At 59.5% G+C, this 13,441-nt stretch carries 8 protein-coding genes; 5 read left to right on the top strand and 3 right to left on the bottom strand.

Annotated features, from left to right (window positions below):
* Positions 1 to 41 precede the first annotated feature (41 nt).
* Positions 42 to 677 carry a response regulator transcription factor gene (locus HU773_RS14005; RefSeq protein WP_057959646.1) on the top strand — a complete coding sequence of 212 codons (636 nt, stop codon included), beginning with the start codon at positions 42 to 44 and terminating at the stop codon, positions 675 to 677.
* An 18-nt stretch (positions 678 to 695) separates the two neighbouring features.
* On the opposite strand, the gene HU773_RS14010 is transcribed toward HU773_RS14005, so the two are convergent.
* A complete protein-coding gene (locus tag HU773_RS14010; protein WP_186626232.1) occupies positions 696 to 1,397 on the bottom strand; it encodes a response regulator transcription factor in 702 nt (233 codons plus the stop codon).
* A gap of 497 nt (positions 1,398 to 1,894) precedes the next feature.
* Here HU773_RS14010 and HU773_RS14015 point away from each other — a divergent pair, with 497 nt between their 5' ends.
* The 4 genes from HU773_RS14015 (at position 1,895) to HU773_RS14030 (ending at position 11,073) form a co-directional block, all read left to right on the top strand.
* Positions 1,895 to 4,222, top strand: a complete 2,328-nt coding sequence (locus HU773_RS14015; RefSeq protein WP_202883633.1) for a type I secretion system permease/ATPase — start codon at positions 1,895 to 1,897, stop codon at positions 4,220 to 4,222.
* On the top strand, positions 4,219 to 5,463 hold the full coding sequence (locus HU773_RS14020) for an HlyD family type I secretion periplasmic adaptor subunit (protein WP_057959644.1): 1,245 nt from the start codon (positions 4,219 to 4,221) through the stop codon (positions 5,461 to 5,463). Before HU773_RS14015 ends, HU773_RS14020 begins: the two co-directional genes overlap by 4 nt.
* A 2-nt stretch (positions 5,464 to 5,465) precedes the next feature.
* Positions 5,466 to 7,277, top strand: coding sequence for a TolC family protein (locus tag HU773_RS14025; protein WP_225923787.1), 1,812 nt, complete (start codon positions 5,466 to 5,468; stop codon positions 7,275 to 7,277).
* A gap of 181 nt (positions 7,278 to 7,458) precedes the next feature.
* Positions 7,459 to 11,073 (top strand): transporter substrate-binding domain-containing protein, encoded by a 3,615-nt coding sequence (locus tag HU773_RS14030; RefSeq protein WP_186626234.1) that lies wholly within the window; start codon positions 7,459 to 7,461, stop codon positions 11,071 to 11,073.
* A 167-nt stretch (positions 11,074 to 11,240) separates the two neighbouring features.
* Here HU773_RS14030 and HU773_RS14035 read toward each other — a convergent pair whose 3' ends face one another.
* Together HU773_RS14035 and HU773_RS14040 are read right to left on the bottom strand one after the other, a co-directional pair.
* Positions 11,241 to 12,179 (bottom strand): OmpA family protein, encoded by a 939-nt coding sequence (locus tag HU773_RS14035; protein ID WP_057959642.1) that lies wholly within the window; start codon positions 12,177 to 12,179, stop codon positions 11,241 to 11,243.
* Between the two features lie 328 nt (positions 12,180 to 12,507).
* Positions 12,508 to 13,428 (bottom strand): OmpA family protein, encoded by a 921-nt coding sequence (locus HU773_RS14040; RefSeq protein WP_057959649.1) that lies wholly within the window; start codon positions 13,426 to 13,428, stop codon positions 12,508 to 12,510.
* Positions 13,429 to 13,441: the final 13 nt, after the last annotated feature.

Here is a 13,441-nt window from a genome sequence, read left to right on the forward strand (position 1 = left end):
TCCGTCAAGAATCAATCAAATTTCTTTCGCCAGTGACCAACATGAACAATCAGGTAATTATTGTCGATGATCACCCAGTGGTGCGCATGACTGTCCGCATCCTGTTGGAGGGTGAAGGCTACAAGGTTGTTGGGGAGACAGAAAATGGGGCGGATGCGATTGAACTCATCCGCGAGTTTCAACCTGGGACAGTGGTACTCGACATAGGGTTGCCAAAAGTCGATGGATTGACGGTTATCAGTCGCTTGGCCGCGCTACATCTCCAGATAAAGATCATCGTACTGACCGCTCAGATATCGAACCACATCGCGATACGCTGCATGGAAGCGGGTGCCCACGGCTTCGTCAGCAAGCAAGAGGATTTGTGTGAGCTGGTCAGTGCCATTCGGGCGGTGGGGAGTGGGCAGAATTACTTTCCGGAAAAGGCGTTTTGCCTCACGCGTCGCGAAGCCGGTACCGATCACGAAGATGAAAGGTTAAGAACACTTTCTGTACGGGAACTCGGGGTTTTACAGTATTTGACTCAGGGGCTGAGCAACAAGCAAATAGCCGAACGCATGTTGTTGAGCGGCAAAACCATAAGTACCTATAAAACCCGCATCCTGACCAAGCTCAATGCAAACACCGTACTTGACCTCTACGACCTGGCAAAACGCAATGGCCTGACAGAGCCGTGATCCCTCGGCCCTGCCCCCTCAAACGTCTTTAAGTTCCTGGTGCAGCTTGAACAGCTCGGTGTCTGTGCGCACATTCAGCTTGCGCAGTGCGGCCTGCTTCTGCCCGCTGATGGTCTTGCGACTACGCAGAAACTTGGCGGCGATTTGAGAGACAGACATCCCTCCCAGGCAACAACGCAAGACTTCGCGCTCCTTGGGTGACAACGCTGGATAATTGACCAGTGGATCACTGCTCTGCGCAGTCCCCTCTCCCTCTTCAAGTGATACTGCCGCGGGAGCCTTGGGGGTCGAGTCCAGCTCGGCCGCCATGGACGGCGAAAGATACAGCCGATCCAGCGCCACTGTGCGAATTGCAAACATCAAGTCTTCAGTCGGCTGGGACTTACCAAAAAAACCATTGGCTCCGGCACGAATTGCCATATTGACGGTGGCAGGTCGCTCCACTGAAGAAAAAATCAGGATCCGTAAATCCGGATAATGACTACGCAACAGCTGGATCAAGCGCAGGCCATCCAGTTCGCCGTCCGATAACTGGTAATCCAGTATCAGCAGATCGGCCGTTTCGCTGCGTAGCGCTTCGAGCAATTCGGGGCTTCCCGAAAAAACCCCTGCAACCTTGAAGTCTGACTCAGAGGAAAGGCGGATTTTCAAACCTTCTCGAATCAACGCGTGATCATCGAGCAGGACAATTCGCAGAGGTGAAACAACCGACCACTTCATTCTCAGGACTCCATAACTCTGATAGCGCTGTAGGAATATTCCTACAGATTCACCTCGCCAGAAGAACGTTATCCTAAATGTGGAATGAAAGAAAACTTAAAATAGTTTTGCCTATCTCCCCCATTGAAAAAAAAATTCAACGACGCAGCATGGATAGGTTAAGCCCTGATTTTTCATAGTATTACAGCGCCAACATGCCCCACCGACCGCCTTTGAAAACGACCTGATCCACCCCCTCCTTCGACGTCCCCAGAGCCTGTATTGGCGGCCAGGCCTACGCGGCTTTTGGGACAAGTCTCGTTCACACATGTCCCCTCAACACTCAGACTTATCTCAATGGTCGGGAGACGTTCCAGGTCTCATCAAAATGCTGTTGCACTCCAGCGTCCCCCTGCACAAACACGCCGATAAGCTCGCCACAAGGCGAGCCCAGCCCAGGACTATATCTGATGGCTACTCATAGCGCGCTCGTTGAAAAAGACGTGGACGCACAGGCGATGCCTGCCCCTCAAACACAGATCCAGGACACTCTGTTGCAGAGCGTGTCCTGGACATGCGATCACTACAACCTGGGGAAGTCACCACAGGCCCTGACAGCGGGATTACCCAAAGTCGGCCTGCTGACGCCCTCACTGGCGATGCGCAGCCTGGCCAACGCCGGGTTGACCGCGGGCATGGTAGAGCGCCCTGTACGAGCGCTCCCAAAACAACTGATGCCGATCATTCTGCTGCGCAAGGATCGCGGTGGCTGCATCTTACTCGGATACCATCCCGACACTGAAGCCGAGGACAAGCGCGCTTGCCGCTACCAGGTGATCCTACCGGAGATCAGCACTACGCCGGTGGACATCGATCAAGCCACCATGGACGAGATGTACACCGGCTTCGCCATTCTCGTGAAGCCCAAAGCCAAGATCGATGCGCGCGCCGGCGATGAAACGCCGCAAGCCGCCGGTCATTGGCTGTTCTCGACACTGTGGCGCTATCGCCGTTATTACCGCAGTGCTGCTATCGGTGCTGTGCTGATTAACGTACTGGCCCTGGCCAGCATTTTCTTCACCATGAACGTCTATGACCGTGTCGTCCCCAACCAGGCGTTTGTGACGCTCTGGTCGCTGGCCATCGGCGTGGTCGTGGCCATGGTCTTCGAGGCCATCGCCCGTTATGTGCGGGCACACTTGCTTGATCTCGCGGGAAAGAAAGCCGACCTGGTACTGGGCACGATGTTGTTTCGCCAGGCCCTGTCCATCCAGATGGAACACAAGCCCGCCTCCTCGGGCTCATTCGCCAACCAACTGCGCGAATTCGAATCGGTGCGTGACTTCGCCACCTCGGCCACTCTGGCGACCATTTCCGACCTGCCCTTCGTGCTGCTGTTCGTGGCAGTGATTTTTGCCGTCGGCGGTCCATTGGGCTGGGTGCCGCTGCTGTTGATCCCCTTGATTCTGATTATCAGCGTGGGCATCCAGTGGCCACTGGCGCGCACCATGAAAGAAAACCTGCGTGAGGCGTCTCTCAAGCAAGGGGTGTTGATTGAGTCCGTGGAAGGCCTGGAAACCCTCAAGGCCATCGGTGGGGAAGCCTATATGCAACGTCGCTGGGAAACCTTCAGCGCGCTGGCCTCCAACACCTCGATGAAATCACGCGAACTGTCCAGCATGGCGTCCGGCAGCGTGGCGTTTTTTCAACAGATCCAGACCGTGGCGCTGATTGTCATCGGTGTTTACCTGATTGATGCCGGCGACCTGACGATGGGGGCACTGATCGCCACCGTAATGCTGGCCGGGCGGGCAACTGCGCCCTTGAGCCAAGTCGTTGGCCTGGCGTTGCGCTTCCAGCAGGCCAAGGCGGCAATGAGTTCGCTCAATGGCCTGATGGCGATGCCCGTCGACCGTGATGTCACCCGCGAATATTTGCCCAAGCCCGATATCAGTGGCCAGATCAGCCTCAAGAACATCGGTTTCGCGTATCCCGCCCCTCCCATGCAACCCAACCCGGCCGTGCTGCAAGGCATCAATCTCGCGATCAAGCCCGGTGAGCGCGTCGCTATTCTGGGTCGTATCGGCAGTGGCAAATCCACGTTGCTACGGGTCATGGCACGTCTTTATCTGCCGGTCAGCGGGCAGATGTTCGCTGACGGCCTGGACGTCAATCAGATTGATCCGGCCGATTGGCGCAAAGCCGTTGGCTATGTCGGCCAGGATGCGCGCCTGTTCTACGGCACTCTGCGGGAAAATGTGATGATCGGGCGCCCTGAAGCCACGGCCGAGGAGTTCCTGCGGGTGATTCGCCTGACAGGCCTCGACCATGTTGCCGGGCGCCACCCCAAGGGCATCAACCTGCCCATCGGCGAAATGGGCGAAGGCCTGTCGGGCGGCCAGCGTCAGCTGGTTTCGCTGGCACGAAGCCTGCTCGCACGTCCCAGCCTGCTGTTGCTCGATGAGCCCACCAGTGCAATGGACGGCCAGACCGAGGTGCAGTTTCTCGAACACCTCAAGCGTGCCACCGAAGGCCAGACCCTGGTGGTGGTGACACACCGCCCCTCCCTGCTCGCCTTGGTGGAGCGAATCATTATTGTCGACGACGGCAAAGTAAGCGCCGATGGCCCCAAAGACAAGATCCTCGAGGCCCTGAATGGCAACGGCGCCAAAAACCCGGAAAAACCGAGTGCTTCCACGCCGGCCAAGCCACCCGCCGGCGTGAAGATCGGCCCGGCGCGGCCGGTTGCCCCTCAGCGTGTCTCGACACCTGATGCCTCCAGCAGAAACGACGCCAAGGCAGAGCCTGCCAAACCCCCGGAACAACCTGCGGTGACTCCACAATGATCAAGAAACTCTTTGGTCGGGGCCAACCTGCCTCGGACCTTATGCCCGGTGATGCCGCCTTCATGAACGATGTTCAGGAGTCGCTGCTGGCGCAAACCACTCCGGGTTCACGGCTGATCCTCCAGCTCATTGCCGCCGTGTTGATCGGCGGCCTGATATGGGCCTACTTCGCGCGAGTCGAAGAAATCACCCTGGGCGAGGCGAAGATTATTTCCAAGAGCCGCGAGCAAATCATTCAAAGCCTGGAAGGCGGGATCCTTGCCGAGATGAATGTGCGCGAAGGCGATGTGGTGGAAAAGGGTCAGATTCTGCTCAAGATCGACCCCACCCGTGCCCAGGCCAGCTACCGCGAAACCTTGTCCAAGGTGATCGGCCTGAAGGCAAGCATTACCCGTTTGCGGGCCGAAGCGTACCAGCAGCCGTTAGAGTTCGACGACATGGTCATGACTGACCCCGCGGTGGTTCTGCAGGAACAGCAAGCCTACAAGGCGCGCAAAAACGCCCTGGACGAAAGTATCAACGCACTGCAGCGCAGCTATGCCTTGTCGGCCCGGGAGATTCAACTGGCCGAACCTCTGGCTGCCAAGGGGCTGATGTCTGAAGTCGAGATTCTGCGTATGCGCCGTTCGGCCAATGAAATCAAATCGCAAATCGTCGAACGTATTAACCGCTACCAGGCCGAGGCCAACTCAGAGCTGGCCAAGTTCGAGCTGGAGCTGTCGCAGACCAGTGAGAACCTGGTGGGGCGTGCGGACGTAGTCGAGCGCACCACTATCAATGCGCCCGTGCATGGCACCGTCAAGAACGTCCGGGTCAACACCCGGGGTGGCGTGATCCAGCCCGGCGAACCCATTCTGGAAATCGTCCCCCTGGAGGACCAGTTGCTGGTGGAGGGCAAGATTCGCCCCGCCGATGTGGCATTCCTGCGCCCCGGTTTACCGGCGACCGTGAAGATCACGGCCTATGACTACGCCATTTATGGCGGGCTCAAGGGGCACGTCGAGCATATCAGTCCCGACACCTTGAAAGACGATCAAAAAGCCGCGGCAGGACGCCCGGACGATACCTACTACCGCGTCCTGGTCCTGACTGAAAGCAGCAGCCTGGAAGCCGGTGGCCGATCGTTGCCGATCATCCCGGGAATGGTCGCTTCGGTGGAAGTGCGCACCGGTGAAAAAACCATTCTCGACTACCTGCTCAAGCCCGTGCTCAAGGCACGGGAAGCGTTCCGGGAGCGATAAGCATGACGCCTTTCAAGCATCGCCGTTTTCGACTGACCCCGGCAGCGTGGCTGGTTTCCTGCTACCTGTTCGGCAGTCTGGGCGCTCAGCAGGCATTCGCTGAGGAACTGCTCAATTTTATGCCGGCTGCACCGCAGCCGCCTGCCGCCGCCGTGGCGACCCAACCTGGCAGCGCCGCCCCCCGTCGTCGCGACAACGATCTGATTTCATTCAGCCCAAACCCGGCACCGGCACCGGCAGCGCCGCCCGCTCCGGTCGCAACGGCTACGCCAGTGTTCAAGCCGGCTCCTGCCCTCGCCCGGCCTGAACCCGCGGCGCCTAAAGCGGCGTCTGTCAGTCGTAAAAGCAACGACTTGCTCACCTTCGAGCCGATAGCCTCGCCCCCGGTTGTTCGAACCGTCACCCCGGCCCGGCCAATACCGGCAGCTGCGGCTACCAGCCCTCAGCCTGGCGCGGGCAACGGCCTTGCGCAATTCACCCAGACCTCAAGGGTCGCCCGGGAAGCGGAACAACAGGTCCACAGCGTTTCCGCCCTATCGTTGGCCGCATTGCCACCGCGCCTGGCCGCCCGCAGCAGTGAAAGAGGCACCCTCCTCGGCCCCTCCGAATTCGAGCTGCGCCAGGTATTCAATCGCGCTGTGGAAGCTGCGATCCTGCGGGCACCGACTATTTCCCGGGCCAAAGCCGAACAACAAGCCGCCGTAGAAGACATCGACGAAGCCAAGGGGCAACGCTGGCCGCAAGTGGATGTCGGCACACAAACCTCACCGGTCAATATCGGCAAAGGCTCCGATGTCGACTCAGGCAGCAGCGGGATCAATTTAGCGGTCACTACCCCGGTTTACGATTGGGGGCGAATCGGTCATTCGATCGACAGCCGTGAACGTCTTTTGACCGCCGCCGAGGAAAACCTCGAGGCAGAAAAGGAAACCCTGGGCTACGAAGTCACCACTACCATCATCGAACTGGGCAAACAGCGCATCATTGTGGACCTTAGCCAGCAATTCGCCGACCGCATGAATGATCTGGTCAAGATGCTCGCCGGTATCGTGGCGGTCGATAAAGGCCGCACCAGCGAATTGACTCAGGCCAAGGCGCGTCTGCTCCAGGCTCAAGCCTTGCGTGACGCGGCCGCGGCCAAGGCTCGTGACGCCGAAATCAACCTGAGCAAACTGGTCGGTGAACGCCCGGTGCCGATCCCAGTCACACGGGAATGGAATATTCGCCTGGCCAACCTGGATTTGCTGCTCGACGCTGCCAAGGAGCACCCGACCATCCGTAAGTCCATCGCCGAAACAGAGTCCGCCGTGGCGCAAGCCAAGGCCGTCCGTGCAAGCGGGCTGCCGCAATTGAATTGGGTGATCAGCAAAAGCACGGCGGAGGACTCACTGGGGCGCGAGCAGCCATGGCAAACCAACCTGTCAATGACCTGGGGAGCATTTCGCGGAGGCTCCACCCGCGCCGCCGAGCGTGCAGCCCTGCAACGCGCCGATGCCAGTCGTTACGCCAACGATCAACAGCGTCGGGACCTGGAGTTTCGGATTCGGACCGCCGATCACGATGCTCGCACGATGCTGGAAAGGTCCGAGCTGTACCGGGACCTGGGGCAAGAGTCGGGACGGATCCGTGAGGATTTTTTCCAGCAATGGCACCACTTGGGCAAGCGTACGCTGCTCGACGTGCTGACCGCCGAAAACGAGCACTACGGCAATCAGGTCAACGAGATCAACAATCGCTTCGACGGCTACCAGGCCATTCTGCGTCAATACGCAGGGGCCGGCACACTGGCCCGCTGGCTGCGTACGGGGAGCTGACCAACCCATCGCCGCAGGGCCAGCGCTTCACGGTCACCCCCACCGGGCCCGGCCCTCTGCAATTGACTCCGGGACAAGCGTGCACAAGGTTGCTATTTTCAAAGGTGTAATGCCCGTGGCTCCCTTCAGGTGAATGCCATATCGGGCCCGACTAGCCGTGCTGTCAATGGAACGCCCCCCCTTGAACACTCGCTTTTTTTCATTCCCCAGGCTGCTGGGATTACTGATATTGCTGTGTGCTGCAAACCTGCAAGCACAAACCCCCCAACCGGTTGAGCTGCTGGTCAATGCGCCAATCACCGCACCGCCTGTCACATTCGATGTGCAAACCCGGGCCTGGCTCGCCACACGCCCGCAGGTGAACGTCGCCATCTGGAGCGGCGCGCTTCCCCCCATGCACATGGGTTTTGAGCAAAGCCAATTCGAGGGTGTTACCGCGGACTACCTGGGCGTGATACAGGAGACTACCGGGGTACACCTGAAAATCTGGCGTTTCTCGTCCCGCGCCGAGGCGCGGGAAGCCTTGGAGCGAGGCCAGGTTGACATGCTGGCACTGCATGACGTCAGCGAGGGCCAGGACGGTGCCATTACCCAATCCAGGCCCTATCTGCTGAACCGCAAGGTCATGGTTCGGCGCATTAGCGAGACCCTGCTGCCCACTGCGGATCTGCGAGGACAGCGTCTGGCCTACGTCGGTGACGATAAGGTCGGCGCTTTTTTGCACAAGCAATACCCCCAGGCCACCCTGATCCAGCACAGCAACGATCTGAATAGCCTGACCTCGTTGGTCTACGACCAGGCTGACGCCCTGTGGACCGATGCAATTACCGCTGAATTCCTGATCAGGTTGCTTTACAGCAACGACGTCTATATTGCCGGCGATGCCCTCCCCACCTCGGCCGACATCAACTTCGCCGTCAGTGATCGCAAGCCCCTGTTGTTGTCTGCCATCAACAGCACGCTGGATGCCATCCCCCCTGTCGACACGATGCGAATTACCACGCGTTGGGGGCTGAGCAATAATTTTGTGGTCGAGCAACCACCACTCCACCTGGATGCGGCCGAGACCGCTTGGCTGGCCGCCCATCGCAAGATCAAGGTGCTGGTCGCCGGGTCTTATGCGCCGCTGACGTTTTTCGATGAGCATGATCGACTCCAGGGCTTGAGTGCCGACTTGCTGAAAATCATCGGGCAACGCACTGGCCTGCAGTTCGAGATCATTCGCAACAACAGCATTCCCGACATGCTCCAGCAGCTAAAGAGCGAACAGGCAGACCTTATCCTCGCCTTGAGCATTGGTGACTTGCGCCTGGCGCCTGAACAATATACCCGGCCGTATCTCATTAGCCCGTTTGTGGTGGTGACCCAACAGTCGGACGCGACCCTTCAGCGTCTTGAAGAGCTCAATGGCAAGCGCCTGGCCATCCCGTCCGGCAATCCACTGTCCGATTGGCTTTCCCGGCACTATCCCGAGATCATCCAGGTTCCGGTCGCCACAGCAGTGCGCGGCGTTGAAGAACTCTCCAACGGCAATGTGGATGCCAGCGTGCACACCCGCTTTGGCGCCGACTACTTCATCAAGCACCATTTTCGCACAGACCTGAAGATTGCAGCGGTTATCGGCCCCACGCCCGGACGTATCGCGATGGCCGTCGACGCCGCCGACATGCCGCTCAAGAACATCATCAACAAGGTGCTGCTTGGCATCCCTCCCGAAGAGCTCAAGACCCTGAGCGATCGCTGGCGTAATCATGCGGCACCGGCTGTCTCCAGCTCCTGGAGCACCTACAAGGACAGTGTCTACACGGTCATTGGGGTCGCGATCGCCTTCGTCCTGGCGTTTCTGGTCTGGAACTACTACCTGCAAATCCAGATCAAGAAACGACGCAGCGCCGAGTTGGCCCTCAGCGACCAATTGACCTTCAGCAAGACCCTGATCGACGGGTCCCCGATCGCCCTGTATGTACGGGATAAAGCCGGCCGACTGGCCCACTGCAACCGGGCCTATCTGGAGTTTTTACAGACAACCCAGGAAGAGATCATCGGCAAGACATTGCTCGAAGCCGGGGTGGTCTCACCGCAACTGGGCCGCCAGTACCAACAGATCTATCAAGACACCCAACGGCACGGGGAGCCGACCTACGCAGACCTGGAGATTGAAGTGAAGGGCCAGCAGCATCGGATCTATCACTGGACCCTCCCCTTTCAGAACAGTGTCGGCGAATTCTCCGGGGTGATCGGCGGCTGGCTGGACATCAGTGAACGTGAACAACTGACAGCGCAGCTGCATCGGGCCAAGGAAGCGGCCGATGAAGCCAATGAATCCAAGTCGATTTTCCTGGCCAGTATGAGCCATGAAATCCGCACGCCGATCAGCGCGCTGATCGGCTTGATCGAAATGCTGCGCGTGCGAGGTGGCAGCCCGCAGCAGATCGAGGAAAACCTGACAGTCGCGCATCAGTCCGCGCAGTCGCTGCTGTCGTTGATCGGCGACATCCTCGACCTGTCAAAGATCGAAGCCGGCGCCATGCACCCCTCACCGCGACCGACCCACCTCGGTGAAGTGCTGCGCGCCATTCATCACCTGTTCCAGATCAACGCACACAACAAACACCTCAGGTTCGACTTGCTGATCGAGGCCGCTGACCAGCAGGTGATCATCGACGCGCTGATGCTGAACCAGATCGTCGCGAACCTGGTCAGCAACGCCATCAAGTTCACCGAGCACGGCTTTGTCGAGCTATCCCTGAAACAACTCCCCGATGAAGCCAAGTCTGGCCTGGGCAGTTACGTGATCGAGGTGCGTGACTCTGGACGTGGCTTGAACGAGCAGGAAAAAAAAGCGATTTTCGAACCGTTCGTTCAAATTGCCCCCACGGGTGGGGAAGGACGCGGCACCGGCCTGGGGTTGAGCATTTGCACGCGCCTGGCGCCGATGATCGGTGGGCAGTTAAGTGTCGACAGCCGGCCGAACGAAGGGTCTTGCCTGCGCCTGCAGTTTCTTGCCGAACGCACTGAGCTGGCACCCGTGCAGGCCCCTGCGGCGACCACGGCCCAGACCGGCCGGCGCCTGAACATTCTGGTGGTGGAAGACCACGCGGCCAATCGCCTGTTGCTCTGCCAGCAAATCGAATACCTGGGCCATTGCGCCGTGGCCTGCGATAACGGCGTCACCGCGCTGGCGGAATGGGAAAAGGCCGTCCCACCGTTCGACCTGACCATCACCGACTGCAACATGCCCCACATGAGTGGTTACGAGCTGACCCGGCGCATGCGCGACATCGAGCAATCCCGTGCCCTGGGCGCCCATCCTGTGTTCGGCCTCACCGCCAATGCCCAATCGCAGATCATTCAGGACTGCCTGGACGCTGGCATGACCCAATGCCTGTTCAAGCCTCTGGGCATCGAAGCCCTGACGCAGCACATCGGTGTGGTCTCGGCCCAGGTCGAGCGCCGGGCAAGCGCTGCCGCCACCACCGGCGGCGAACTGGGCAAGCTCAAAGTACTGGCGCCCGAAGCGTATCCCGGCCTGGTGGACGAACTGGTCAGGACCAACCGTGCTGACGGTGCACAACTGGAGGCGCTTGCCCACGAAAACGACTTCGAGAAAGTCATGGGCCTGGCCCACAAGATCAGGGGCGGTGCACAAATGGCTGATGCCCAGGCGCTGATTGCGGCCTGCACGGCGTTGGAAGAATCGGCGTCGCGGGGCGACAGTACGGTCTGCCAGCAACAGGTCAACCACCTGTTGAGCGAGATGATGTCACTGGAAGTCGACCTGTTAGCTAGCCTGTAGGCGTGCCAGGGCTGGCCATCTACACACGTCCCCAAGCAACACCAAAAGACTCGGGTAGAGACCTATGCATCGAGGGGCTGGATTTCAAGCAAAAAAAACGCCGTGCCCGCGGTCCAGGCACGACGTAAAAGACGAGAAGCACAGCTTCTCGAGAGGGGATCAATTCTTTATGGCTGGGGGCGGTCAAGCTCCACGCGGATGGCCACCCGGCGATTCGGTGCATAGCAACTGATCTGCTCGAGCCTTGGCCCGTAGCAGGTGTGCACCACAGGCTCGCGGCTGCCGGCACTGTCGGCGCTGAGGATGGATTCGGCGATGCCACCATCCAGCAACATCTGCCGCACGGTATTGGCCCGCCGCTCCCCCAGCAACTGATTGTCGGAGGCACTGCCGAATGGGTCGGTGTGCCCGGTCACCTGCACGTGTTTGAGCTGTGCATCATCGCTCTGCAGTTCAGCGAGCAACTGGCCGATGGCCGTGCGTCCGGCGAGGCTGATGTCGCGGTAATCCGACTTGCCATAGGCAAACAGCACATCACTGGCCAAGGTGTAATGCTTGAAGCGTTCATCGTCCTTCAAGTGCGCATAGTAGCGACAAGCCTCGACACTGGTGGCGCGGGACAGTGCATGCATCTGCATACGCGTGGTGCTCAACTCCTGTTCAGCCTGGGTACGCTCGATCGGCATGGGGAAAGTATTACCGTCCTCGCGCACTTTCAGGTAGTAGGTGCGCCCGCCTTCCAGGTTGGCCTGATACAGGTCCGTGCGCTTGCCATTGTAGGTCGGGGCATCGTTCAGGTAAGCGCCCAGCGTATGATTGCCGGGCGCCAGGCAGAAACTGGTGAACCCGCCGGGCAACAAGCCGGTGTGGAATTGCTGGTCGATGTAGACGTGGGCGGCGCCGTTGCGCTGCACCCCTGCCTTGTTGCGGTAATACACCACTTGCGCCTGGTCCACCGCCACTGGCGGCAACCCGATATACGCGGCATAAAATACCCGCCCCGCTACCTGGCCGGCCTTGGGCTCTTGCGCCAATGCAGGACAACTGATGAGTAAGGTAGCGCCGACCAGCAGCGCTACTCGATGTGTGTTTCGCATGAAGTTCATCTGGGTTCCATCGCCAGCGCCAGCCATCGGGCACCTGGAAAAACAAACGGAATGGGATTGGCAATGATGGCCAACCGTTCGAGTCAGAATTATCCGAAAGGCCGCGCTGCGCAGCTATAAGACCCGTCTCAGAAATGGCCCACATGGCCAGACAAAACGGGGGTTAAGTGCCTAATGCCGTAATTCACTGCAGGAGCGAGCTTGCTCGCTCCTCCACAGAGCAAAAACCGCTCAAGGGCCTGCCCTCCCTGTTCAACAGGCAAAAAAAACCCGACGCTATCCGTGCGTCGGGCCAAAAGCCAGGAGAGGGGAATCTGCCTGGGAAGTATCAGTTACGCGTGTCGACCCGCACCACGACGCGACGGTCGGCGGCGTAGCAGGCAATCTGCTCGGAGCGCGAACCGTAGCAGCCATTGCTTACCGGTTGATCCGCGCCGGCACTGCTGGCGCTGACTGCCGAAGACGGCAAGCCGCCGTCGAGCAGCAAACGACGCACGGTTTGTGCGCGCTTGAGGCCCAACGTACGGTTAGCGGCGGCAGAACCGATGGCATCGGTATGGCCAACCACTTCGATACGGTCCAGGTTGGCGTTTTCCTGCTTCAGTCGGGTGACCAACTGGCGGATGGCTTCGCGGCCCTGATGGGTGATGTCCTGGTAGCCCGACTTGCCAAAGGCAAACAGCACGTCGCCAGAGACCGCGTAATCCTTGAACTGCGCCACCGGCATTGCCTGGTAGTCACACGCCTGCACGGTCGAGGCACGGGACAGTGCCTGGACCTGCTTGCGCATGCCGGCCAGCTCGCGCTCGGCTTCTACGCGTGTTACCGCCTGGGGAGCGCCGTAACCGTCTTCGCGAACCCGCAGGAAGTACGTCTTGCCGCCGTCCAGGGAGGCCGAGAACACGTCGGTGGTCTTGCCCTTGTACTGCGGCGCATCTTTTACATAAGCGCCTAGGCTGTGATTGCCCGGTGCCACGCAAAACGCGCTGTAACCGCCTGGCAACAGGCCGGCATGAAACTCGCGGTCCACATACACGTGGGCGGCGCCCTGTTGGGTGCCCATGGCACTTGAGCGGTAATACACCACTTGCACCTGACGGTCAGAGACCGGGGCCACAGGCATGTATTGATTGCCAAACACCTTGCTCGAGACAGCCCCAGGGGTGAAACCCTCGGCCGTGGCGAACGGGGCACTGGCCAACGCCAAACTCAGCAGTGCAGCGTTAAAGACGGTGATACGTTTAAACATGATCATGACTCCA

Source organism: Pseudomonas shahriarae (assembly GCF_014268455.2).
GTDB lineage: Bacteria > Pseudomonadota > Gammaproteobacteria > Pseudomonadales > Pseudomonadaceae > Aquipseudomonas > Aquipseudomonas shahriarae.

Excerpts from the sequence above, each read along its gene's own strand:
- HU773_RS14005 (WP_057959646.1), top strand. The coding sequence starts at position 42 with ATGAACAATCAGGTAATTATTGTCGATGATCACCCAGTGGTGCGCATG.
- HU773_RS14010 (WP_186626232.1), bottom strand. The coding sequence starts at position 1,397 with ATGAAGTGGTCGGTTGTTTCACCTCTGCGAATTGTCCTGCTCGATGAT.
- HU773_RS14015 (WP_202883633.1), top strand. The coding sequence starts at position 1,895 with ATGCCTGCCCCTCAAACACAGATCCAGGACACTCTGTTGCAGAGCGTG.
- HU773_RS14020 (WP_057959644.1), top strand. The coding sequence starts at position 4,219 with ATGATCAAGAAACTCTTTGGTCGGGGCCAACCTGCCTCGGACCTTATG.
- HU773_RS14025 (WP_225923787.1), top strand. The coding sequence starts at position 5,466 with ATGACGCCTTTCAAGCATCGCCGTTTTCGACTGACCCCGGCAGCGTGG.
- HU773_RS14035 (WP_057959642.1), bottom strand. The coding sequence starts at position 12,179 with ATGAACTTCATGCGAAACACACATCGAGTAGCGCTGCTGGTCGGCGCT.
- HU773_RS14040 (WP_057959649.1), bottom strand. The coding sequence starts at position 13,428 with ATGTTTAAACGTATCACCGTCTTTAACGCTGCACTGCTGAGTTTGGCG.